Below are 22545 nucleotides of genomic sequence, written 5' to 3' on the forward strand. Positions count from 1 at the left end.
CGGAACCTCGTGTCTTGCGTCCGGGTCAATAAGTGACCGCTTGGTCGGGTAATACGCCCGGAAGCGATTCGCGGCAAGGAAAATGTAACGCAATCGTGCACCAAATCGAAATTCGGTAACGTATTTGTGCCGACATGAGAAAACCCGCACGGGGGCGGGCGATCTCGATCTTCGGGGCAGGAACCGACTAAAGCTGACCGGCTTCGGTCAGAACCTTGCGCGCCACGCGAAAGCACTCCAGCGCCTGCGGGACGCCGCAATAGATGCCGACGACATGGATGATCGCCCGAATCTCCTCCTTGCTGACGCCGTTGTTCAGGGCTCCGCGACAGTGGATCTCCCACTCGTGCATCTTGCCCAGGGCGCCGATCATCGACAGGTTCATCATCGAGCGGGTCTTGGGGTCGATCACCTCGTCCCCCCAACCGAAGCCCCAGCACCAGGCTGTCATGGCCTCCTGAAATGGGCGGGTGAAATCATCCGCCGCGGCCAGGTTCTTTTCCACGTATTCGTCGCCCAGCGTCGCCTTGCGCTGCGCCAGTCCCTTCAGAAACAGGTCTTCGTCAAAGATGTCGGCCATCGTCCACTCCGCTTGCATCTGTATCCACCGCCTCGCGCATCCATTGCTGCAAGCGGGCGATCGAATGTTCCGACATTACGCCGCAAGCCGGGTCCAACACCAGCGGGCCGGGGCGATAGCCGCGCGATTTCAGGCCGCGATGCACGCTTTCAACCAGCCGGATGTCCTCTTCGACCGTGGTTTCCCGGTCCTGCACCGCCAGTTGGCGGATCACCGCGCTTTCGGATCCGCCCTCGGTGTACCAGCCGCGCCAGACGGTGCAGTGATCGGCATCCTGCGCGCGCCAGTGATAGGTGTTCAGCACATTGCCGGGATAGCACTGGAACGAGAACATCGGCCACAGAAACCACGACTGATAGTCACCCGCATGGGGCACAGACAGGTCGATGGGATAGGTCATCTTGTCGAGGCTCTGACACTCGGTCGTATGGCGCAGAACGTATCCGCCGCCTGCATCGGGTTGAATGTCATAGGTCTCGGGTTTGACCACGCCGGTGGCAAAGGTCGGGTGATTGGTCGGGCAGTGATAGCATTCCGAGTAGTTCTCGATACTGACCTTCCAGTTGCAGTTTTCGGGAATCTCGACCCATTCCAGCGGCTCAAGATCGTCGATCTGCGGGACAAAGGCGCGGATTTCCGCGCGCACGCCGGGGTACCAGTCGTCCATCGGGGCGGCGTCATCGTCGAGGTTGACGAAAATGAAGCCGTTGAACAGCTCGGTCCGCACCGGGGTCAGGCAGATCGCGCTGCGGTCGAAGCCCGGAACCGATTTGATGTTGGGCCCGGCGCGCAGGTGCCCGGTCAGTTCATAGGTCCATGCGTGATAGGGGCAGACGACGACGCGGGTGTTGCCGGCCCCGGTCACCATCTCATGCGCGCGGTGCTGGCAGACATTGTAGAAGGTGCGGATTTCGCCATCGCGCCCGCGGATGCAGAACAGGTTCTGGCCTGCGATTTCAAAGGCGAAGTAGTCGCCCGGCTCGCGCACCTGCGCCACATGGCCGGCAAATTGCCAGGTGCGGGCCAGAAGTCCCTGCTTCTCCTGCTCGAATATTGCCGGGTCGGTGTAATAGCGGGCCTCCAGCGATCGGGTCAGCGGTGCGGTCATTCTGGTTCCTCCGCATAGAGGCCAAGTTGGTGCCTGCGGCGGTGAAACCGCTCCACACGCTCGACGATTTCATCGCTGGACAGGGCGACCACGAAAGACAGAAGCGTCTCAAGCAGCGCGATGGTCGAAACCGATGACGGAAAGAACTGGGGCGTGTCGGCGGCGACGACAAACCCGTGTTGCGCGTTCAGGATGACTGGGCTGGCGGGGCTGTCGGAGATGCCGACCACGGTCATGCCCTGTTCGCGGGCCAGCTTCACCGCCTCGATCACCTCGGTCCGGTAGGGGTGGCAGGTCATCGCGATCAGCACGTCCTGTTCATCGGCCCAGGCCAGATCGTCCACCGGGGTCGAGCCGGGCCGGGGGATGGCGTGGAACTGCTTCATCCCGGTCGAGGCCAGATAGGTAAAGTTGCGCGCGTTCGCGTTGTTGACGCCGACGCCCAGCGTAAACACCTGCCGCGATGTCCAGATCGCCTCGGCCGCGGCCTGCAACCGGGTGGCGTCGATCCCGGCGAAGGTTTCTTCGATGTTTCGGATAGCGGCCCCGACCATGTCGGCATAGAGGCCGCCCAGCTCGCCAGATTTGCCGATCTCCTGCAACCAGCGGGCGCGGTCGGGAAACGACACGGTGCCTCGGCGGATGGCGTCGCGGAACGGCGCGCGAAAATCCTCGTACCCCTCAAACCCCACCTGCCGCGCCATGCGGACGAAGGTGTTGGGTTTCACGTTCGCGGCCTCGGCGATTTCGCGCACGGTCGAAACGCCAACATCCGCGGGGTTCTCCAACACATAGCGGGCGGCCTTCTGCGCCTCGGGCGTCAGGGCGTCCCATTCACGGGTCAGCCGGTCAAGAACGGTGTTTGATACATTTGTGTCATTCATGATTGACGATGGTACAAATGTGGCTTTAGCTTGTCGAGAAGAAATGCGACTCGGTGAGAGGAAAAATCATGTCCGGGAAGGAACTGCCGTCACAGGCCCGCGTGGTGATCGTGGGCGGAGGTGTCATGGGCGTCGGTCTGGCCTACCACCTGGCGCACGAGGGCTGGACGGATGTCGTTCTGCTGGAAAAGGCCGAGCTGACCAGCGGCAGCACCTGGCATGCGGCCGGGCAGATCACCCATTCGACCAGTTCCTTTGGTCTGGGCAAGTGCGTGGACTACAACATCGGGCTCTATTCCGGTGCGCTCGAGGCCGAGACCGGGCAGGCGGTGACATGGCATGGATGCGGCTCGTTCCGGCTGGCCTATACCGAAGACGAGATGGACTGGCTGCGCCACACCCTGTCGGTGGGCCGGTCGCTGGGCTTCAACATCGAACTGGTCGGCCCCGACCGCGTGGTCGAACTGCACCCGTTCTACAACCTCGACGGGGTTCTGGGCGCGCTGCATACGCCGGATGACGGGCATGTGGACCCGACGAACGTGACCATGGCCATGGCGGCGGGGGCGCGTCAGCTGGGCGCGCGGATCATTCGCCGCTGCAGGGCCACCAACATCACCCAGGCGGCCAATGGCGAATGGGTGGTCGAGACCGAACGGGGCACGATCCGCTGCGAACACGTGGTAAATGCGGGCGGCACCTATGCGCGGCAGATGGGCGAATGGTCTGGCCTGCAACTGCCGATGACCTCGATGACCCACCACTATTTCGTGACCGAACCGGTGCCACAGTTCCAGGACCTCGATCACGAGTTGCCTGTGATCCGCGATGACCGCAAGGTCTCGGGCTATATCCGCATGGAGCAGAAGCGCGGGCTGATCGGGATCTACGAAAAGGAGAATTCGAACTCGGTCTGGCATGACCATTGCCCGTGGGATTATGAAAACTGGTTGTTCGACGCCGATTACGACCGGGTCATGCCGTGGCTGGAAGAAAGCCTGAACCGGATGCCGATTTTCGCCGATCTGGGCATCCAGCGCGAGGTTCACGGGGCGATCTCGCACCCGCCCGACGGCAATCCGCTGATCGGCCCGGCGCCGGGGGTGCGAAACTATTGGTGCTGCTGCGGCACTCAGATCGGCATCGGCTGGGGCCCGGGCCTGACGCGCGAACTGGCGCGGTGGATGGTGCATGGGGCGGCGGACATCTCGATGCGCGACTATGATCCGCGCCGGTTCGGGGCCTATGCCACCAAAGACTGGCAGGTCACCAAGGCGCATGAGGATTACAAGCTGCGCCACGAAATTCCGTTTCCGCATTTCAACCGTCTTGCCGGGCGGCCGGTCAAGCCGTCCCCCCTGTATGGCCGGCTGAAAGCAAAGGGGGCCGTGTTCGAAGAGGTTTATGGCCATGAACGCCCCCGCTGGTTCGCAAAGGACGGCGTTGAACAGCGCGACCATTATTCCTTCCGCCGCAATGTGGTGCATGACATGGTGGCCACCGAATGCAGGGCCGTGCGCGAGGCGGTCGGCATCATGGATATCTCGGCCTTCACCAAGGTCGAAATCAGCGGCCCGGATGCCCGGGCCCTGCTGGACCGGCTGGTTGCCAACCGCCTGCCGCAAAAGGTGGGCAGCATCGCGCTGACCCACATGCTGAACCGCCGTGGTCGGATCGAGCTGGAGACCACGGTCGTGAAACTGGCCGAGGACCGGTACTACCTCGTCTGTGCCGCCTTCTTCGAGCAGCGCCTGCTGGACCACCTGACCCAGCATCGCGACGAAGAAAACGTCGAAATCATCCTGCGATCCGATGACTGGGCCGCGCTCAGCCTCAATGGCCCCCGGGCGCGCGAGGTTTTGGCCGCCTGCACGGATGCCGACCTGAGCAATGCCGGTTTCAAATGGCTGACTGCGCAGGAAATAGACGTGGCGGGTCACCGGCTCTGGGCGTTCCGCATGTCCTATGCCGGTGAATTGGGATGGGAACTGCACATGCCGCGTGACTGCGCCTTGGCCGTCTACGATACGCTCTGGGCCGCAGGCGCACCGCACGGCATCGCCGATTACGGGTCGTTCGCGATGAACGCGCTGCGGATGGAGAAGGCCTTCAAGGGCGCAGGCGAGTTGACCAACGAGGTCACCCTGGCCGAGGCCGACGTGCTGCGCTTTGCCCGCACCGACAAGGAATACCTGGGCAAGGACCGGACCCTGAACCCCGATCTGCGCTGGGTCTGCGCCTATCTGGAGATCGAACCAGATGGCCAGAACGATGGGCATGGCGGCGAGGCGGTCCTGCTGGACGGCAAGGTCGTGGGCTCCACCGCCTCGGTGGCCTACGGGCATACGGTCGGCAAGATCCTTGCCTTTGCCTATGTCAAACCGCAGGCCAATGTGCCGGGAACCGAAGTGCAGGTGGTGATTGCGGGCGTGCCGCGTCGCGGGCGGATCCTGGGCGCGCCCGCCTATGACCCGCACAGTGTTCTGCCCCGAACCGATACCGCGATGGAGGCTGCGGAATGATCCCGAAGACGATGAAGGCCATGGTCCTGACCGGGCATGGCGATCTGGACAAATACGAATGGCATGAGGACTGGCCCACCCCCACACCCGGCCCGATGGAGGTGTTGATCAAGGTGGGCGCCTGCGGGCTGAACAACACGGATGTGAACACCCGCACCGGCTGGTATTCCAAGGCGGTGGACGAGGCCACCACCGGCGGCGCCTATTCCGAGTTGGATGACGACGACAGCACCTGGGGCGGCGCGCCCCTGACCTTCCCGCGCATTCAGGGCGCGGACGCGGTCGGAACAGTCGTGGCCGTGGGAGAGGGGGCCGATCCCGCGATCATCGGCCGGCGGGTGATCGTGGCGGGCTGGCTGCGCGACTGGTCCGAGCCGATGAACCGCGACAAGGCGGGATATTTCGGCTCGGAATGTGACGGCGGCTTTGCCGAATACACCAAGGCCGACATCCACGGCGTGGCTGCGATCGACTCCGACCTGAGCGATACCGAACTGGCGACCTTCAGTTGTTCCTATGTGACGGCCGAGGGCATGTTGGACAGGGCGCAGGTCGGCGAGGGCGACACGGTTCTGATCCCCGGCGCCTCGGGCGGTGTGGGCGGGGCGCTGATCCAGTTGTCCAAGCTGCGCGGCGCACGCGTGATCGCCATGGCCAGCGAGGCCAAACACCCCGAGGTCGCCAAACTGGGCCCGGATCGCATTCTGCCGCGCAACCCCAGGAACCTGCGGGCCGAGCTGAAAGGCGAACGGATCACCGTCGTCGCCGACGTCGTGGGCGGAGAGATGTGGCCCAAACTGATCGACATGCTGGAGCGTGGCGGGCGCTATACCTGTTCGGGCGCGATTGCCGGTCCGATCGTGCAGTTCGACCTGCGCACCTTCTATCTGCGCGATCTGACCTTCACCGGATCGACCGTGAACACGCCGCAGAATTTCTTTGATGTCGTGAAATACATAGAAAATGGGCAAATCAAGCCAGCTTTGGCCGCCACTTACCCGTTGACTGAGCTGCGAGAGGCCCAGCAGGCCTTCATCGACAAGCATCATACCGGCAACATCGTGGTGATCCCATGACCCTTGAAAACGTTCTCGAAGCCGCGCGGCACCTGCATCAGACCCTGCCGGCGCTGTCCGAATTCGGCACTTGGCCCACCGACCTGACCGCGACCGGTTTGCAACCGCGGGCGATTCCCGCCACGCCGCTGGTGCAGGCGCTGGATCAACCCGGATCACCCCGGACAACGGGCTTGGTTCAGGCGATCCGGTCGGCGGCGCATCTTGCCCACTGGAAACGCACCTATACCGAGGCAGAGGTCGGTGCCGATTTCCGCAATCGGTACGGGTATTTCGAGCTGTTCGGGCCAACCGGTCATTTCCATTCGACCCAGCTGCGGGGCTATGTCGCCTATTGGGGCGCCGGGCTGGACTATGACTGGCACAGCCATCAGGCCGAGGAGCTTTACATGACGCTGGCGGGTGGCGCGGTCTTCAAGGTTGAAGGAGATCGGGCCTTTGTTGGCGCTGAGGGCACGCGGTTGCACGCCAGTTGGCAAAGCCATGCCATGTCCACGGGGGATCAGCCGATCCTGACATTCGTACTGTGGCGGGGTGAGGGATTGAACGACCTGCCCAGGATGGACGCCGCATGAAGATCACCCGCATCTCGGTCTTTCAAGTCGATCTGCCGCTTGAACACCCCTATTGGCTGTCCGGCGGACGTCTGAAATTCGAGGTGCTGGATGCCACTTTCGTCAAGATCGAAACCGATGCCGGGCTGACCGGCTGGGGCGAGGGCACGCCATGGGGCCACACCTATGTGCCCGCGCACGGGCCGGGCATCCGGGCGGGGATCGAGACCATGGCGCCCTTCGTACTGGGGCTGGACCCGCGCCGGGTTCTGGAGGTCGAGCGGGCGATGGACCACGCGCTGCCCGGGCACCTTTACGCCAAATCGCCGATCGACATGGCCTGCTGGGACATTGCCGGACAGGCGGCGGGGTTGCCGATTGCCGATCTGATGGGCGGCGGGTCGCGCAGCCCCGCGCCGGTCGCCTCCTCGGTCGGGGCCAAGACCGTCGAGGAAACCCGCGCGGTGATGGATCGCTATCGCGGCCGCGGCTATTGGGTGCATTCGGTCAAAGTGGGCGGCGACGTGGATCGCGACATAGAACGCATCCGCGATGTCGAGGCGCACCGCCCGGCGGGTGAGCGCATCCTCTATGACGTCAATCGCGCCTGGACGCGGCAGCAGGCGCTGCGGGTGATGAAGGCCACCGAGGATCTGGGCGTGATGTTCGAACAACCCGGCGAGACGCTGGACGACATTGCCGCCATCCGGGCCTTGCATTCCGCCCCGGTCAGCGTGGATGAAAGCCTGGTCACCCTGCAGGACGCCACACGCATTGCCCGCGACGGGCTGGCCGAGGTCTTTGGGATCAAGCTCAACCGTGTCGGCGGCCTGACCAAGGCTTCGCGGATGCGGGACATCGCGCTGGCGCATGGCATCGACATGTATGTGATGGCCACCGGCGGCTCGGTTCTGGCCGATACCGAGGCGCTGCATCTGGCCGCCACCATCCCCGACCACAACCGCTTGGGCGTCTGGGCCTGTCAGGACATGCTGACGCTGGACCTCGCGGGCGGGCGCGGCCCGCGCAACCGTCAGGGCCACCTTGAACTGCCCCAGGCCCCCGGCCTCGGCGTAGCCCCGGATGAAGATGCACTGGGGGAACCAAAGGCCGTGTACCAATGACCCGCATCACCCGCATTTCGCTCTGGCATGTGCCGCTGACCAGCCATCAGGCCTATTACATGGCTGACGGCAAGGCCTGCGACACGGTTGAAACGGTGGTTCTGGCGCTGGACACCGATGACGATCTGACCGGCTGGGGCGAGGTCTGCCCGATTCCGCATTACCTGCCCGCCTATGCGCGCGGCGTGGCCCCGGCGGTTCAGGACATGGCCCCGGTTCTGCTGGGCGCCGACCCGATCGGACCCGAGGCGTTGATGGCACGGCTGGACCGGCACCTGCCGGGGCATGTCTATGCCAAATCGGCGATCGACATCGCGCTGTGGGATCTGACGGGGCAGGTGGCAGGGCTGCCACTGCACGCGCTGCTGGGTGGTCGGCGGGCGCGAACGATGCCGCTCTATCACTCGATAACCTGCATCGCCCCGGCCGAGATGGCCCGCATCGCCCGCGAGGCGCAGGCGCAATGCATCACCCAGTTCCAGGTCAAGCTGGGCGCGGATGCCGATTGGCAGGCTGATGTCGAGCGCCTGCGTCTGGTGCGCGAGGCGGTGGGAGACGGGCCGCTGGTCTATGGCGATTGGAACTGCGGCGCTACGTCTCTGGATGCCAGCCGGGTGGGGCGGGCGGTCGCGGATCTGGATGTGATGCTGGAACAACCCTGTGCCACGATCGAGGATTGCGCCCGCGTGCGCGCCGCCACCGGCCTGCCAATGAAGCTGGACGAGGGCGCACACGACACCGCCAGCCTGATGGCTGCGCATGCGCTGGGCTGCATGGATGCGGTCGCGGTGAAGCTGTCGAAATTCGGTGGGCTGTCGGCTGCGCGCCGTGCGCGTGATTTGTGCCTGCATCTGGGGGCGAAGATGTGCGTCGAAGACACCTGGGGATCTGACATCACCACCGCCGCCCTGTTGCATCTGGGCGCAGCAACTGAACCGGCGCGCCTGATGAACGTGTGCGACCTGTCGGGCTATGTCGCGCCGCGGCTGGCGCCGGATGGCCCGACCCGCAAGGGCGGCCGGATCGCGCCGCCCGACGGGATCGGCCTGGGCATCGCGCCAGACCGCGAATTCCTGGGCGCGCCGGACGTGATACTGGATTAGGGAGGCGACCATGCCGCGACATCTCAGCCAATCCGATTGGGGTCAACGCGCCCGCGCGGTGCTGCCCGGCGGTGGCTTCGGCAATTTCGACCCGTCGGTCTTCATCCGCGAGGGCCGGGGCAGCCGCGTCTGGGACGAAGACGGCAAAGAATATGTCGACCTGCTGATCGGCTCGGGGCCGATGCTGCTGGGCCACGGCCACCCCGAGGTGTTGGAGGCCGTCGCCGAACAGTTGCCCAATGGCATGACGTTCTTCGCCAACAACGCGCGCGCAGTCGAACTGGCCGAGGAAATCTGCGCCGCCGTGCCCTGCGCCGATCAGATCCGCTATGTCTCGTCCGGCGGTGAGGCTGACATGTACGCGATCCGGCTGGCCCGCGCCTTTACCGGCCGCGACAAGATCGTGAAGTTCGAAGGCGGTTATCACGGCATGAGCGCCGAGGCGCAGATGAGCCTGGCCCCGTCACGGATGGTGAATTTCCCGCAGGCGGTTCCCGACAGCGCGGGCATACCGGCCAGCGTTCAGGCCGAAATGCTGATCGCGCCGTTCAACGACCCGGACTACATCCGCTCGCTGCTGGCCGAGCACGGCAACCAGGTCGCGGGCATCATCGTCGAGCCCTTGCAACGCATCATCCCGCCCGAACCCGGCTTCTTGCAGCTTCTGCGGGACGAGGCCGACAGGTACGGCATCGTGCTGATCTTCGACGAGGTGGTGACCGGGTTTCGTTTCGCCTATGGCGGCGCGCAGGAGCTGTATGGCGTGACCCCCGACATCGCCACGCTGGGCAAGATCATCGGCGGCGGCTTTCCCCTGGCGGCAATCGCCGGGCGGGCCGAGATCATGGCCCATTTCGACAAATCCGCCGTTGGGCCTGAGAAATGGCTGATGCAGTTGGGGACCCTGTCGGGTAATCCGGTGGCCGCGGTGGCCGGGCTCAAGACGATGGAAGTGCTGCGCCGCCCCGGTCAGTACGACCGGCTGCGCGCCAATGGTCAGCGTCTGATGGACATGGCCTCGGCCGCGCTGACCAAGCAGGGGGTCGCCCACCGCGTCATCGGCGATCCGACCCTGTTCGAAATCGTGTTCACGGAAGGAAAGGTGCGGGATTATCGCGATGTGGTCCGCGCGGACACGGCCGGGGCAACCCTGTTCAATACGGTTCTGATGCAGAACGGGATGTTCAAGTCGCCGGGCAAGACCTATCCGTCCCTGGCGCTGACCGAGGCGGACTTTGACCTGTGCGAAGCCGCCTATGCCAAGGCCGCGCAGGCCGTGGCCGAAATGCAGGGCGCGGGCGTGTCTTAGTAGACGCCCGCCATCACCAGGCGAACGATGTCTTCGCGCTTGAGGCCACGCGCAGCCAGTTCTTCGTCGGTCAACTCGCTGAGTTGCTTGATCTTGATGACCTTGGCATTTGCTTCGCCCATGCGGATCAAAGCATCATAGATGCCGCTGAACACATCGGCGACGGCCGAGAACAGGTTCAGGATTGCCGGGCGGTGCGTGCTTGTCTGTGCCATGAGCGGAGCCTCTCTGGTCTGTATGTGACCAAAGAGATTTAGACCTGATGCTGCAGTGCAGCTAGGCACTTGAGGGAATAGCCGCTGTGCATCTGGTGCAAGTCTGGCCCGACAGGCGCCGCCTCAGGCCTTGAACTGGTCGTCCACCGGCACCTGCAAAGCGGTGGCCAGGGCGTTGGTCTGGCTGGCCATCGCGATCACCGCCAGCAGTTCGGTCTGCATCTGATCGGTCATGCCCTTGGAGCGGGCCGCGGCCGAATGGGAGTGCACGCAGTATTCGCAATTGTTGGCGACCGAGACCGCGACATACAGCATCTCCTTCATCAACGGGTCCAGCGCGCCGGGAGCCATGACGGTCTTGAGCCGCTCCCACGTCGCTTTCAGCAGCGCCGGGTCATGGGCCAGAGCGCGCCAGAAATTGTTGATGAAATCGGTGTTGCGGGTGGCGCGGATTTCATCGAAGACGGCCAGCGCCTCGGCGCTGACCTCTTCGTCCGTCAACAGGCGAACCGTTGCCATGCTCAGACCATCGCAAAGATGCGCGCCGGGCCGCCCGACCCGCCACGATGGGCCGGCGCGCCGACCACCAGCGTCGCTCCGCTGGCGGGCACCTTGTCGAGATTGGCAAGGTTCTCGATGCCGTAGCGGTTGGTGGGCAGCCACGCGTAATGCGTCACGAAATCAGCCGATGGCCCGTGGTCCAGCGACAGCGTGTCGACGGCCAGAGCAAACGCGCCGGTTCCTTCGATCAGCATCTGCGCCGCTTCGACGTGGAAGCCAGGGAAATGCATCTTGCCGTCGCCGTCGGCGTTGCGGAATTCGGGCGTGGCGGTTTTGGCGGCCCATCCCGAATGCATGGCGACACAGGCGCCATCGGGGATGTCGCCATTTGCTGCGATCCACGCCTTCAGATCGTCGGGGGTCACCTGCGCATCCGGGTCCTCGGCCGCGCGGGCGGCAATGTCCACCACGCACAGCGGGCAGACGAGGTTCGACACCGGGATTTCGTCCACCGACTGTCCATCCGCCGAGAAATGCAGAGGGGCATCGACATGCGTGCCGGTGTGTTCGTTGACGGCCAGGTTGAACAGGTTGAAGCCATGTTCCTTGAAATTGAAGGCCTGTGTCGCCTCGATCCCCGGCTGGCCGAAATAGGTGGGGAAATCGGCATCGTAGACATGGGTCATGTCCAGCACCTCGCCATGGCCGGCCGCAAGCGCTGGTGGGGCAGCCACCGTCCCAAGCGCCGTGCCTGCCGCCATCGCTGCGCCAACCTTGAAAAAGGATCGACGCGACAGCATCCGGTCTTTCACCGCGTTCATTACGCAAACGTCACACATTTCAAAACTCCCTGTTCTGCAATCTGTTTTCATTCCTGGCCGAATTCATTGGCCGGATGGGCAAAGCCTAGCACGGTTTTCCGCGATCCGGTTCACAAGTTGTTTGGGGCCTGCTCGCCGGCAACAAATGCGGCCCGGCGGCGCAGTCGGGTATAAGGGGTTGAACCCGCGCGCGGACGGGTTCAATCTGTTGCGGAATATTGTTCCGCAATGCGGAACAAGCTGGGGTTGGCAAGAGGAGACCAAGTCTGATGTCCGAGGCGGTGGAATACGAACGGATTGGCGATATCGCGGTGCTGGCGGCGAACAACCCGCCGGTCAATGCGCTTGGCGTGGATGTGCGCCGGGGCCTGCTGGCCGGAATCGAACGGGCCGAGGCCGAGCGCGCAAAGGCGGTGCTGATCTACGGCAAGGGCCGGACCTATTTCGCGGGGGCCGATATCCGCGAGTTCGGCAAACCCCCGCAAGAGCCCTGGCTGCCGGGCCTGTGCGACCGGATCGAGGCCTCGCCCCTGCTGGTGGTTTCGGCGCTGCACGGCACAGCGCTTGGCGGCGGGCTCGAGGTTGCGCTGTCCAGCCACTACCGCATCGCGGTTCCCTCGGCCAAGGTCGGCCTGCCCGAGGTCAATCTGGGCATCCTGCCCGGTGCCGGGGGCACCCAGCGTCTGCCGCGCGTGGCCGGGGTCGAGGCCGCACTGGACATGATCACAACCGGTCGCCATGTCCGCGCCGACGAGGCGCTGAAGCTGGGCGTGATCGACAAGGTGCAGGATGGCGACCCGCGCGAGATCGGGCTGGCCTATGCGCAGGAGCTGCTTGACTCGGGTGCGCCCCGCCGCGCGGTCGGAGAGATGCCTGCGCCGGACCCCGTCGATTTCGATGCGGTCTACGAGGCCGTTCTGAAGAAGGGCCGCGGCCAGTTGTCCCCCGCCGTTGCCGTGCGTGCCGTGCAAGCCGCCTGCGAGGCGCCCAGCTTTGCCGAGGGCATGGCGCGCGAGCGGGAACTGTTCATGCAGTTGATGGAATCGGATCAGCGCAAGGGCCTGATCCACGCCTTCTTTGCCGAACGCGCCGTGGGCAAACTGCCCGAACTGAAGGGTGTCGAGCCGCGTCCGGTGCATCAGATCGGGGTCATCGGCGGCGGCACGATGGGCGCGGGGATCGCCACCGCCGCCTTGTTGGCGGGTCTGCCCGTGACTTTGCTGGAGATGACGCAGGAGGCCGCCCATGCGGCCAAGGAACGGATCGCCGGAAACCTGGCAGGGGCCCTGAAGCGCGGCAAGATCAGCCAGCAGCAGCACGACGCGATCCTGTCGGACCAATTGCAGCTTGCCACTGGGTATGACGCGCTGAGCGCCGTCGATCTGGTGATCGAGGCCGTGTTCGAGGATATGGACGTCAAGAAGCAGGTCTTTTCTCAGCTGGACGCGGTCTGCAAGCCCGGGGCGGTTCTGGCGACCAACACCTCGTATCTGGACGTCAACGAGATCGCCGCCACCACCACGCGGCCGCAGGACGTGATCGGGCTGCATTTCTTCTCGCCCGCGCATGTGATGAAGCTGCTGGAGATCGTGGTGGCCGACCAGACCGCGCCCGAGGTGGTCGCCACCGGCTTTGCGCTGGGGCATCGGCTGAAAAAGGTCTCGGTGCGCGCAGGGGTGTGCGACGGGTTCATCGGCAACCGGATCCTCAGCACCCATCGCACCTGCGCCGATCACATGGTTCTGGACGGGGCAAGCCCGTTCCAGATCGACAAGGCGCTGACCGATTTCGGCTTTGCCATGGGGCCGTTCGCGGTGTCCGATCTGGCCGGTCTGGATATCGGCTGGGCGGTGCGTAAACGCAAACGCGCCGAGGGGCAGGACCCGCGCGCCCGCGACAGCAGCTATGCCGACAAACTGTGCGAGGCCGGGCATTTCGGGCAGAAGACCGGCAAGGGCTTCTATGTCTATGAAAAAGGCAAGCGCGGCGGCACGCCGAACCCCGAGGTTCTGGACCTGATCGCGGCCGACCGCGCGGCGCAGGGCATCACCCCGCGCACATTCACGGATGACGAGATCGTGCGGCGATATATGGTGGCGATGGTCAACGAGGCCGCCAAGGTGGTGGGCGAGGGCATCGCCCGCCGCCCCTTGGACGTGGATGTGGTGCTGCTCTATGGCTATGGGTTCCCGCGCTATCGCGGCGGGCCGCTGAAATGGGCGGATCTGCAGGGCCTGCCGGGTATTCTGGACGACATCCGCGCCTGGTCGGCCGAAGATGACTATTTCTGGCAGCCCGCGCCGCTGCTGGAAAAACTGGTGGCCGAGGGCCACAGCTTTGACGATCTGAACACGGACGCCGAGTGATGAAACAAGCCGTAATCGTATCCGCCGCGCGCACCGGGCTGGCCAAGTCGTTCCGGGGCTCGTTCAACATGACCCACGGCGCCACGATGGGCGGCCACGCGGTTCAGGCCGCGGTCGCGCGCTCGGGGTTGGATGGGGCCGAGATCGAGGATTGCATCATCGGTTGCGGTTTCCCCGAAGGCGAGACCGGCGGCAACATCGCCCGCCAGATCGCCATCCGGGCCGGGCTGCCGGTCAGCGTTTCGGGGATGACCGTGAACCGGTTCTGCTCGTCGGGGCTGCAGACCGTGGCGCTTGCGGCGCAGGCCATCACCGAGGGCGGCGCGGGCCCCATCGTGGCCGGCGGGGTCGAGAGCATCTCGCTGGTCCAGCCGAAGACCCGCCCCGTGCCCGAGGCGTGGATTCAGGAGCACAAGCCGGCGATCTACATGACGATGATCGAGACCGCCGACATCGTGGCCGAGCGCTATGGCATCAGCCGAGAAGAACAGGACGCCTACGGCCTGCGGTCGCAGCAGCGTATCGCGGCGGCTCAGGCGGCGGGCAAGTTCGACGACGAGATCGTGCCGATGCAGACCACCATGGCGGTCAAGGACAAAGAGACGGGCGAGGTCTCGCACCGACAGGTCACCGTGGACCGGGATGAATGCAACCGGCCGAACACGACCCTGGAAGGGCTGGCCTCACTCGAGCCGGTGCGCGGCCCCGGAAACTACATCACTGCCGGCAATGCCAGCCAGCTGTCGGACGGCGCGGCCGCGGTGGTCGTGATGGACAGCGCCGAGGCCGAGCGGCGGGGGCTGGAGCCCATGGGCGCGTTCAAGGGGTTCTGCGTGGCGGGTTGCGAGCCCGACGAGATGGGCATCGGCCCGGTCTTTGCGGTGCCGCGCCTGCTGGAACGGCATGGTCTGAGCGTCGAGGACATCGACCTGTGGGAACTGAACGAGGCCTTCGCCTCGCAAGCGCTGTACTGCCGCAGCCGTCTGGGAATCGATGACGAGAAATGCAACGTGAACGGCGGCTCGATCGCCATCGGGCATCCGTTCGGCATGACCGGTGCGCGTATGGTCGGCCATCTGCTGCGTGAAGGGCGTCGGCGCGGGGCCAAGCTGGGTGTCGTGACCATGTGCATCGGCGGAGGTATGGGCGCGGCCGGACTGTTCGAGATCTATTGAAGAAAGAGGCGCCGGGCCAGCCCATCGAGGGCCGGCCCGGCGCTGCCCGGCCCGTAGGGCCGAGCAGGCAAGGTTCCGATCGCGTCGAGGAGGAGGGCGGCTGTGGACTTGAATTATACGGACGAGGAGAAGGCTTTTCGCGACGAGGTTCGCGGTTTTCTGGCCGAGAAACTGCCCAAGGAGATCTCGGACAAGATCCGGGCTGGCCGGAATATCGGCAAGGAAGGGTATGAGTGGTGGCACGCCACGCTGAACGAGCGCGGCTGGTTGAATTTCAACTGGCCGAAGGAGTTTGGCGGCGCCGAGTGGAACGCGGTTCAGCGCCATATCTTCGAGGAGGAATGCGCCGCCGCCTATGCGCCGCGCATCGTGCCGTTTGGCCTGTCGATGCTGGGCCCGGTGCTGCAGAAATTCGGCTCGAAGGCGCAGCAGGATTATTTCCTGCCGCGCATCCTGAATGGTGAACATTGGTGGTGCCAGGGCTATTCCGAGCCGGGTGCCGGGTCGGACCTGGCCTCGCTGAAGACCCGCGCGGTGCGGGACGGCGACCACTATGTCGTCAATGGCCAGAAGACCTGGACCACGCTGGCGCAATACGCCAACTGGATCTTCTGCCTGGTGCGCACCGACCCCGAGGCCAAGGCGCAGGAGGGGATCTCGTTCCTGCTGATCGACATGAACACGCCGGGGATCCAGGTGCGCCCCATCGTCCTGCTGGACGGAACGCCCGAGGTCAACGAAGTGTTCTTTGACGATGTGCGTGTTCCGGTCGAAAACCTGGTGGGCGAAGAGAACAAGGGCTGGACCTATGCCAAGTATCTGCTGACGCATGAACGCACCAACATCGCCGGTGTCGGCTTCAGCCAGGCGGGGCTGGACATGGTCAAACGGATTGCCCGGATCGAAACCGCGAATGGCCGCCCCCTGATCGAGAACCCGCATTTCGCCGCTCGGCTGGCGCGGGTCGAGATCGACCTGATGGCCATGGCCACCACCAACATGCGCATCATCAGCCAGGCTGCGGCCGGACAGGCACCGGGGGTCGAAAGCTCGATGCTGAAGGTCAAGGGTACGATCATCCGGCAGGAGATCAACGACCTGGCCCGCCGCGCGGTGGGGCCTTATGCGATGCCTTTCGCATCCGAGGCAGTGGCGGGCGACAACGACCCGATCGGGCCGGACTATGCCACGCCGGTCGCCGCGCAGTATTTCAACAACCGGAAACTGTCGATCTTCGGCGGGTCGAACGAGATTCAGCGCGGGATCATCGCCAAGGTCAAGATGGGGGGCTGAGATGGATTTCAACCTGACCGAAGAACGGCAGATGCTGCAGGACACGCTGCGGCGCTATCTGGCCGACCGATATACGACTCCGGTGCGCAACGACATTCTGGAAAGCGCGGCGGGGTTCAGCACCGACATCTGGCGCGAACTGGCCGATCTGGGCGTTCTGGGCGCGCTGTTCGAAGAAGCGGATGGCGGGTTCGGCGGGGCGGGCTTTGACATCGCCACCGTGTTCGAGGAACTGGGTCGGGCCGGGGTGGTCGAGCCGGTTCTGGACAGCTGCATTCTGGGCGGTCGGCTGATCGCGCAGGTGGGCAGCCCCGATCAGCGGGCGCTGCTGGATCAGGTGGTCTCGGGCAAGCTGCATCTGGCGCTGGCGCATGGTGAGCCTGCCAGCCGGTATGACCTGAGCCGGGTCGAGACCACCGTGCGGACCGACGGCACGGAACTGATCCTGAACGGGCGCAAGGCCGTGGTCGTGAATGCCGAGGCCGCGGGGCAGTTGATCGTATCCGCGCGCGAAATTGGCGGGCCGTTCGATCTGGACGGCATTTCGCTGTTTCTGGTGCCTGCTGGCACACCGGGTCTGGGCTTGCGCGGGTATCCGATGCTGGCCGGGGGCCGCGCGGCCGAGGTCACTCTGGACGATGTGCGCCTGCCGGAAACCGCGCGTCTGGGCGCGGCGGGGCAGGGGTTCGAGCCGCTGATGAACGTTGTGGCCGCAGCCAATGTCGCGCTGGTCGCCGAGGTTCTGGGCGCGATGGAAATCGCGGTGGACCTGACACGGCAATATCTGATGACGCGCAAGCAGTTCGGCCGCCCGATCGGGACCTTTCAGGCCCTGCAGCACCGGTTCGCGGATATGCTGATCGAGCTGGAGCAGGCGCGCTCGGCGGTGATCAACGCGGCCGGTCACCTTGAAGCACCCGATCGCGACCGGCAGATCGCCGCGGCCCGCAACCTGGTGTCGCGGGTGGGCCGGTTGGTGGCCGAGGAAACGATCCAGATGCATGGCGGCATCGCCATGACGCAGGAATATGAGCTGGCGCATATTGCCAAGCGGATCGTCATGTCGGATCACAGGTTCGGCGACGCGGATTATCATTTGGAGCGGTTCATTGCACTCGGCGCGGCCTGAAGGCGACCCAAAGGTCCGGCGGTCGGGCTGTCAAAACGCGATCGGGTTCGAGGTGGATCTGTCCGATCCCGACGGCCATGCCCGGTGCCATTTGACCATCCGGGCGGATCACCTGAACAGCCAGGGCATCCTGCATGGCGGCATCATCGCCATGCTGCTTGACGTGGCTTGCGGCAACACCGCCTCGGCCTGGTTCGACCGGGACGAACATCCGCTGGTTCTGACCCTGTCACTGAACACAAGCTATGTGGCGGCGGTGCGACAGGGGCGCGTGACGGCCACAGGGCGCGCAACGGGTGGCGGGCGCACGGTGGCCTATGTGACCGGAGAGTTGCACACCGACGACGGAACCCTGATCGCAACGGCGGCGGGGGTGTTCAAGCGCACCACGAAACGCTGAGCGAAAAACCGGTTCCGGCGCAGGGGAGGGCGAAGGGACATGAACAAATGGCACGACTATCCGGATGCCCAGATCCGGACCCGACCGCAGGCCCGCGCCTTTGCCGACGGGTTCGGCGCCAAATGGAGCTTTGCTGACCTCGACCGCGCGATTTCCGAGCTGTCAGGCATCCTGCTGGCCTCGGGGGTGCGCCCGTGCGATCGGGTCATGCTGGTGCTCGAGAATTGCTGTACGGCAGTGGCCGCGCTGTTTGCCTGTTCCCGGATCGGCGCTTGCGTGGTGCCGGTGAACGCCCGTCAGACCGCGGCTGAGTTGGCACGCATCGTGGATCACATCACCCCGGCGGTGATCCTGTTCACGTCGGCGGCGTCGCCGGAGGCGTGCGACCATGCGCGAATGGCCGGGGCCCAGCCTGTTTCCGGGGGCTTCGGGCAGATGCACCTGGCCGCGCCGAACCCGAGCGCGCCCGACCCCGATCTGACGGATGTCGCGGCGATGTTGTTCACCACCGGCACGACCGGAACGCCCAAGGGTGTGATGCTGACCCACGAAAACCTGCGGTTCGGCGGGCTGACCTCGGCGAATTTCCGGGGGCTGACGCAGGATGACGTGGTCTATGGCGTGCTACCGATTTCGCACATCTTCGGGCTGGCCTCGATCGTCACCGGGTCGGTGCTGGCCGGGGCCTTCGTCCAGCTGGATGCCCGGTTCGCGGCGGACCGCGCCTTTGCCGCGTTGAACGCGGGCGTCACGGTGTTTTCGGGTGTGCCGCAGATGCATGCGCTGCTGATGCAATATGCTAAGGAACAGGGGTTGGAGCGGCTGCCGTCGGACGCCCTGCGCTACACCTCGTCCGGGGCTGCCCCGCTGGATCCGGCGTGGAAACGCAAGGCCGAGGCGTTCTATGGCGTCGCACTGCAGAATGGCTATGGCATGACCGAAAGCACGGCGGGGATCTGCGCCTCGCACAACCGGATCGGGGATCCGGATATCTCGGTCGGCCCGCCCTTGCCGGGGGTCGAGCTGCACATTGACGAAAGCATACCCGGCGGCGGAGATGGCGTGGGCGAGATCCTGACGCGCGGCCCGCATGTGATGAAGGGGTACTATCGCAACGGCGAGGAAACGGGCCGGGTTCTGGTCCGGGGATGGTTGCGCACGGGTGACCTCGGCCGCCTCGACGCGCAGGGCAATCTGCACGTCGTCGGCCGCGCCAAGGAACTGATCATTCACGGCGGCTTCAACGTCTATCCGCCCGAAGTCGAGACCGCGCTGAACGACCATCCGCAGGTGATCCAGTCTGCGGTGATCGGGCATCGGGTGGGCGGCGACGAACAGGTGCTGGCCTTTGTTCAGGTGCCTGAAATCGGCGCTGTGTCCGAGGCAGAGTTGGCGAAGTTCGTGGCCGAGCGTCTTGCGGGCTACAAGCGGCCCAGCCGGATCGTGCTGGCCACGTCACTGCCCGCGGCGCCTACGGGCAAGATTCTAAAACACAGGCTGCTGACGCATTTCGCGGATCAACTGGCCTAGGAGCAGGGGCGGCAAAACGCTCCCGCGCCCGCGCGACATTGGCTGCGCCGATCCCGCTTGCGGCCTTGGGCCCGGCATCGCGCCATGCGCGATGCCGGGCCCAAAGGGGGGGAGGCGTTTTGCAAAAAACGTCGACGACGGGCGGGAGCCGCCGTCAGACCGCGTGGCCTTCGGCTGCGGCGCGAATGGCGCGGATGTTCTGGCCATAGACGTCCGGGTTCGCAACCGACCCGCCCTTGAAGACCGCGGAACCGGCAACAAGAACGTCCGCGCCGGCTGCCGCGACCAGCGGGGCGGTTGTGGTGTCGACGCCACCGTCGATTTCGATATGCACCGGGCGGTCTCCGATCATCTCGCGCAGGCGGCGGACCTTCGCGGTCATGTCGATGAATTTCTGCCCGCCAAAGCCGGGGTTCACCGTCATCACGCAGACCAGATCGGCCAGATCCAGCATGTGTTCGACCGCTTCGGCCGGGGTGCCGGGGTTCAGCGCCACGCCAGCCTTCATGCCCGCCGCGCGGATCGCCTGCAACGTGCGGTGCGTGTGCGGACCAGCCTCGACATGGGCCGTCAGATAGTCCGCGCCGGCATCGGCATAGGCCTGGATGTAGGGGTCGACCGGCGTGATCATCAGGTGCACATCCATCACCGTCTTGACATGCGGGCGGAACGCCTTGACCGCCGGCGGGCCGAAGGTGAGGTTTGGCACGAAATGCCCGTCCATCACATCAACGTGAACCCAGTCGGCGCCTTGGGCCTCGATAGCTTGGATTTCCTGTCCGAAATTGGCGAAATCGGCGGACAGGATCGACGGTGCGATCTTGATCTTGCGGTCAAAGCTCATGGCGGCCTCATGTGACAGATCTGATGGTTCAGGTGTTGAGCCCGCGTATAGACGGGACGAGCGGCATTGCCCAGCCCTTGCATAGGCCATCGGCTTTCAGCCCGTTACAAAAGCTTCACCGGATCGACACATCACCTTTGAGCACCAGCTGTAGACGACCTCCATCACGAATTGGGGGTGGCACGTGCTGCGCATCGAAAAACTGACCAAGCGCTTCGGCGACAATACTGCCGTCGACACCGCAACGCTGGACGTCGACAAGCCATGCATGATCGGGGTCATCGGGCGGTCGGGCGCGGGCAAGTCCACCCTGCTGCGTATGATCAACCGCCTGACCGATGCCAGCGCCGGGCAGATCCTGTTTCACGGGCGCGACGTGACCACGCTGAAAGGGCGCGAAAAACGTGCGTGGCAGGCCGATTGCGCGATGATCTTTCAGCAATTCAACCTTGTGCCCCGCATGGATGTGGTCTCGAATGTGTTGCACGGAACGCTGAACCGGCACTCGACGCTGGCGACCATGTTCAATCTGTTCCCGATGGAAGACATCCATCGCGCCATCGACATTCTTGACCGACTTGGCATCGCCGAACATGCCTCTAAACGGGCCGAGGCGTTGTCGGGCGGGCAGCAGCAGCGTGTCGCTATCGCGCGCGCCCTGATGCAGGATCCCAAGATCATCCTGGCCGATGAACCCATCGCCTCGCTGGATCCGATGAATGCGCAGGTCGTGATGCAGGCCCTGCGCCGCATCCACGAAGAGGACGGCCGTACCGTGATCGCCAATCTGCACACGTTGGACACCGCGCGCCGCTATTGCGACCGCGTGGTCGGCATGCGCGACGGGCGCATCGTGTTCGACGGCCTGCCCGAGCAGCTGACCACCGGCGTCGCCCGCGAGATCTACGGCGCTGATGCCAGCTTCTCCGAGGCCGCGACCTCGACCGAGATCGAAACACTGGATGCCACCCGGAAGGCTCTGATGGAAGCCGAGGCCACGATCTGAGCCCAAACCACCTCATTTATCGCCCGGCCCGATGAATGGGGTGGGCCAATCAACCTGGAGAGAGACAGATGAAGAAACTAGTTGCCGCCCTGGTCGCGACCTCCGCCCTGAGCGCGCCTGCCATGGCCGAGGAGATCAGCGAATTCCGTATCGGCATTCTGGGCGGAGAAAACGCGCAGGACCGGCTGAACAACAACGAATGTCTGCGTGAATACACCGAGGACGCGCTGGGTGTCGAAACCAAGCTGTTCGCCCCGGCCGATTACAACGGCGTGATCCAGGGCCTGCTGGGCGGCACGATCGACATGGCCTGGCTGGGCGCCTCCGCCTATGCCAAGACCTATCTGAGCGACCCCGAGGCGGTCGAACCGGTTCTGGTCAAGGTGAACGTGGATGGTGGGTATGGCTACTACTCGGTCGGGTTCGCCCGCAAGGATAGCGGCATCACCTCGCTTGATGACATGAAAGGCAAGGTGTTTGGCTTTGGTGATCCGAACTCGACCTCGGGCTACCTGATCCCCTCGATCGAAATCCCTCAGGCAACGGGTGCGACGATGGAGTCGGGTGACTACTTCGGTGAGGTGAAGTTCACCGGTGGCCACGAGCAGACGATCGTCGCCGTGAACAACGGTGACGTGGATGGTGGCGTGACTTGGGCCGACGGTCTGGGCAACTGGGAAGACGGCTACAATTCGGGTGCGCTGCGCCGCGCCGTGGATGCCGGACTGGTCGACATGAACGACATGGTGGAAATCTGGAAATCGAAGCCGATCCCCGAAGGTCCGGTGGTTCTGCGCAAGGCATTGCCGGCGGATGTCAAAGAGAAGATGACGGCTCTGATGGCCGGGCTGGCCGACAAAGACCGTGAGTGCTTCTATGGCGTGGCCGCAGGTGAAGCCAAAGCGTTCGAGCCGATCACCCACGAGGCCTACAAAATCATCATTGAAGCCCGCAAGCTGAAGTCGAACTAAGCCTGCGCAACTTCTGTTCGGGGTCCGGCCGCAA

21 protein-coding genes are annotated in these 22545 nt (G+C 64.6%); 14 read left to right on the forward strand and 7 right to left on the reverse strand.

Annotated features, from left to right (window positions below; translation table 11 throughout):
• Positions 1–187 precede the first annotated feature (187 nt).
• The 3 genes from AC2FML_RS07600 to AC2FML_RS07610 are packed head-to-tail and all read right to left on the reverse strand — an operon-like array spanning position 188 to position 2572.
• Positions 188–580 (reverse strand): carboxymuconolactone decarboxylase family protein, encoded by a 393-nt coding sequence (locus AC2FML_RS07600; protein WP_170357019.1) that lies wholly within the window; start codon positions 578–580, stop codon positions 188–190.
• Positions 564–1688: an aromatic ring-hydroxylating oxygenase subunit alpha gene (locus tag AC2FML_RS07605; RefSeq protein WP_496736125.1), complete on the reverse strand. Its 1125-nt coding sequence runs from the start codon at positions 1686–1688 to the stop codon at positions 564–566. The genes AC2FML_RS07600 and AC2FML_RS07605 overlap by 17 nt, the downstream gene beginning before the upstream one ends.
• The gene (locus tag AC2FML_RS07610; RefSeq protein ID WP_005978233.1) at positions 1685–2572 is read right to left on the reverse strand and encodes a MurR/RpiR family transcriptional regulator; all 888 of its coding nucleotides are present in this window, start codon (positions 2570–2572) and stop codon (positions 1685–1687) included. The genes AC2FML_RS07605 and AC2FML_RS07610 overlap by 4 nt, the downstream gene beginning before the upstream one ends.
• Before the next feature lie 68 nt (positions 2573–2640).
• Between AC2FML_RS07610 and AC2FML_RS07615 the strand changes: the two genes are divergently transcribed.
• From AC2FML_RS07615 to AC2FML_RS07640, 6 genes are read left to right on the forward strand one after another with little or no spacing between them, the layout of a single operon-like run.
• Positions 2641–5094: an FAD-dependent oxidoreductase gene (locus tag AC2FML_RS07615; RefSeq protein WP_496782657.1), complete on the forward strand. Its 2454-nt coding sequence runs from the start codon at positions 2641–2643 to the stop codon at positions 5092–5094.
• A complete protein-coding gene (locus AC2FML_RS07620; protein ID WP_480636722.1) occupies positions 5091–6170 on the forward strand; it encodes an alcohol dehydrogenase family protein in 1080 nt (359 codons plus the stop codon). The genes AC2FML_RS07615 and AC2FML_RS07620 overlap by 4 nt, the downstream gene beginning before the upstream one ends.
• Positions 6167–6745: a dimethylsulfonioproprionate lyase family protein gene (locus AC2FML_RS07625; protein ID WP_480636720.1), complete on the forward strand. Its 579-nt coding sequence runs from the start codon at positions 6167–6169 to the stop codon at positions 6743–6745. Before AC2FML_RS07620 ends, AC2FML_RS07625 begins: the two co-directional genes overlap by 4 nt.
• On the forward strand, positions 6742–7848 hold the full coding sequence (locus AC2FML_RS07630) for a mandelate racemase/muconate lactonizing enzyme family protein (RefSeq protein WP_170390810.1): 1107 nt from the start codon (positions 6742–6744) through the stop codon (positions 7846–7848). The genes AC2FML_RS07625 and AC2FML_RS07630 overlap by 4 nt, the downstream gene beginning before the upstream one ends.
• Entirely contained in the window at positions 7845–8951 is a 1107-nt protein-coding gene (locus AC2FML_RS07635) for a mandelate racemase/muconate lactonizing enzyme family protein (protein WP_480636716.1), read from the forward strand. Before AC2FML_RS07630 ends, AC2FML_RS07635 begins: the two co-directional genes overlap by 4 nt.
• Before the next feature lie 10 nt (positions 8952–8961).
• The gene (locus AC2FML_RS07640) at positions 8962–10260 is read left to right on the forward strand and encodes an aspartate aminotransferase family protein (protein ID WP_496782661.1); all 1299 of its coding nucleotides are present in this window, start codon (positions 8962–8964) and stop codon (positions 10258–10260) included.
• On the opposite strand, the gene AC2FML_RS07645 is transcribed toward AC2FML_RS07640, so the two are convergent.
• The 3 genes from AC2FML_RS07645 to AC2FML_RS07655 form a co-directional block, all read right to left on the reverse strand.
• Complete coding sequence (locus AC2FML_RS07645) at positions 10257–10475, reverse strand: hypothetical protein (RefSeq protein ID WP_093964526.1); 219 nt, start codon at positions 10473–10475, stop codon at positions 10257–10259. The two genes, AC2FML_RS07640 and AC2FML_RS07645, sit on opposite strands and share 4 nt — an antisense overlap.
• A gap of 123 nt (positions 10476–10598) precedes the next feature.
• On the reverse strand, positions 10599–10994 hold the full coding sequence (locus tag AC2FML_RS07650; protein ID WP_496782662.1) for a carboxymuconolactone decarboxylase family protein: 396 nt from the start codon (positions 10992–10994) through the stop codon (positions 10599–10601).
• Positions 10995–10996: 2 nt separating this feature from the next.
• Positions 10997–11815 (reverse strand): cyclase family protein, encoded by an 819-nt coding sequence (locus AC2FML_RS07655; protein ID WP_496782664.1) that lies wholly within the window; start codon positions 11813–11815, stop codon positions 10997–10999.
• 251 nt (positions 11816–12066) lie between these two features.
• Here AC2FML_RS07655 and AC2FML_RS07660 point away from each other — a divergent pair, with 251 nt between their 5' ends.
• From AC2FML_RS07660 to AC2FML_RS07685, 6 genes are all read left to right on the forward strand, one after another.
• Positions 12067–14163 (forward strand): 3-hydroxyacyl-CoA dehydrogenase NAD-binding domain-containing protein, encoded by a 2097-nt coding sequence (locus AC2FML_RS07660; protein WP_496782666.1) that lies wholly within the window; start codon positions 12067–12069, stop codon positions 14161–14163.
• Entirely contained in the window at positions 14163–15338 is a 1176-nt protein-coding gene (locus AC2FML_RS07665) for an acetyl-CoA C-acyltransferase (protein ID WP_170357029.1), read from the forward strand. Before AC2FML_RS07660 ends, AC2FML_RS07665 begins: the two co-directional genes overlap by 1 nt.
• 102 nt (positions 15339–15440) lie before the next feature.
• Positions 15441–16631 carry an acyl-CoA dehydrogenase family protein gene (locus AC2FML_RS07670; protein WP_496782668.1) on the forward strand — a complete coding sequence of 397 codons (1191 nt, stop codon included), beginning with the start codon at positions 15441–15443 and terminating at the stop codon, positions 16629–16631.
• Position 16632: 1 nt separating this feature from the next.
• Positions 16633–17760, forward strand: a complete 1128-nt coding sequence (locus AC2FML_RS07675; RefSeq protein WP_496782670.1) for an acyl-CoA dehydrogenase family protein — start codon at positions 16633–16635, stop codon at positions 17758–17760.
• Positions 17741–18160 carry a PaaI family thioesterase gene (locus AC2FML_RS07680; RefSeq protein ID WP_496782672.1) on the forward strand — a complete coding sequence of 140 codons (420 nt, stop codon included), beginning with the start codon at positions 17741–17743 and terminating at the stop codon, positions 18158–18160. The genes AC2FML_RS07675 and AC2FML_RS07680 overlap by 20 nt, the downstream gene beginning before the upstream one ends.
• Before the next feature lie 39 nt (positions 18161–18199).
• A complete protein-coding gene (locus tag AC2FML_RS07685; RefSeq protein ID WP_496782673.1) occupies positions 18200–19690 on the forward strand; it encodes a class I adenylate-forming enzyme family protein in 1491 nt (496 codons plus the stop codon).
• A gap of 154 nt (positions 19691–19844) precedes the next feature.
• On the opposite strand, the gene rpe is transcribed toward AC2FML_RS07685, so the two are convergent.
• Positions 19845–20534 carry a ribulose-phosphate 3-epimerase gene (gene rpe, locus AC2FML_RS07690; protein WP_496782674.1) on the reverse strand — a complete coding sequence of 230 codons (690 nt, stop codon included), beginning with the start codon at positions 20532–20534 and terminating at the stop codon, positions 19845–19847.
• Positions 20535–20718: 184 nt separating this feature from the next.
• Here rpe and phnC point away from each other — a divergent pair, with 184 nt between their 5' ends.
• Entirely contained in the window at positions 20719–21540 is an 822-nt protein-coding gene (gene phnC / locus AC2FML_RS07695; protein ID WP_496782675.1) for a phosphonate ABC transporter ATP-binding protein, read from the forward strand.
• Positions 21541–21608: 68 nt separating this feature from the next.
• Positions 21609–22511 (forward strand): phosphonate ABC transporter substrate-binding protein, encoded by a 903-nt coding sequence (gene phnD / locus AC2FML_RS07700; protein WP_496782676.1) that lies wholly within the window; start codon positions 21609–21611, stop codon positions 22509–22511.
• Positions 22512–22545 lie beyond the last annotated feature (34 nt).

It is taken from the genome of Ruegeria sp. BHSC029 (genome assembly GCF_059613085.1).

Excerpts from the sequence above, each read along its gene's own strand:
- AC2FML_RS07600 (WP_170357019.1), bottom strand. The coding sequence starts at position 580 with ATGGCCGACATCTTTGACGAAGACCTGTTTCTGAAGGGACTGGCGCAG.
- AC2FML_RS07605 (WP_496736125.1), bottom strand. The coding sequence starts at position 1,688 with ATGACCGCACCGCTGACCCGATCGCTGGAGGCCCGCTATTACACCGAC.
- AC2FML_RS07610 (WP_005978233.1), bottom strand. The coding sequence starts at position 2,572 with ATGAATGACACAAATGTATCAAACACCGTTCTTGACCGGCTGACCCGT.
- AC2FML_RS07615 (WP_496782657.1), top strand. The coding sequence starts at position 2,641 with ATGTCCGGGAAGGAACTGCCGTCACAGGCCCGCGTGGTGATCGTGGGC.
- AC2FML_RS07620 (WP_480636722.1), top strand. The coding sequence starts at position 5,091 with ATGATCCCGAAGACGATGAAGGCCATGGTCCTGACCGGGCATGGCGAT.
- AC2FML_RS07625 (WP_480636720.1), top strand. The coding sequence starts at position 6,167 with ATGACCCTTGAAAACGTTCTCGAAGCCGCGCGGCACCTGCATCAGACC.
- AC2FML_RS07630 (WP_170390810.1), top strand. The coding sequence starts at position 6,742 with ATGAAGATCACCCGCATCTCGGTCTTTCAAGTCGATCTGCCGCTTGAA.
- AC2FML_RS07635 (WP_480636716.1), top strand. The coding sequence starts at position 7,845 with ATGACCCGCATCACCCGCATTTCGCTCTGGCATGTGCCGCTGACCAGC.
- AC2FML_RS07640 (WP_496782661.1), top strand. The coding sequence starts at position 8,962 with ATGCCGCGACATCTCAGCCAATCCGATTGGGGTCAACGCGCCCGCGCG.
- AC2FML_RS07645 (WP_093964526.1), bottom strand. The coding sequence starts at position 10,475 with ATGGCACAGACAAGCACGCACCGCCCGGCAATCCTGAACCTGTTCTCG.
- AC2FML_RS07650 (WP_496782662.1), bottom strand. The coding sequence starts at position 10,994 with ATGGCAACGGTTCGCCTGTTGACGGACGAAGAGGTCAGCGCCGAGGCG.
- AC2FML_RS07655 (WP_496782664.1), bottom strand. The coding sequence starts at position 11,815 with ATGTGTGACGTTTGCGTAATGAACGCGGTGAAAGACCGGATGCTGTCG.
- AC2FML_RS07660 (WP_496782666.1), top strand. The coding sequence starts at position 12,067 with ATGTCCGAGGCGGTGGAATACGAACGGATTGGCGATATCGCGGTGCTG.
- AC2FML_RS07665 (WP_170357029.1), top strand. The coding sequence starts at position 14,163 with ATGAAACAAGCCGTAATCGTATCCGCCGCGCGCACCGGGCTGGCCAAG.
- AC2FML_RS07675 (WP_496782670.1), top strand. The coding sequence starts at position 16,633 with ATGGATTTCAACCTGACCGAAGAACGGCAGATGCTGCAGGACACGCTG.
- AC2FML_RS07685 (WP_496782673.1), top strand. The coding sequence starts at position 18,200 with ATGAACAAATGGCACGACTATCCGGATGCCCAGATCCGGACCCGACCG.
- rpe (WP_496782674.1), bottom strand. The coding sequence starts at position 20,534 with ATGAGCTTTGACCGCAAGATCAAGATCGCACCGTCGATCCTGTCCGCC.
- phnD (WP_496782676.1), top strand. The coding sequence starts at position 21,609 with ATGAAGAAACTAGTTGCCGCCCTGGTCGCGACCTCCGCCCTGAGCGCG.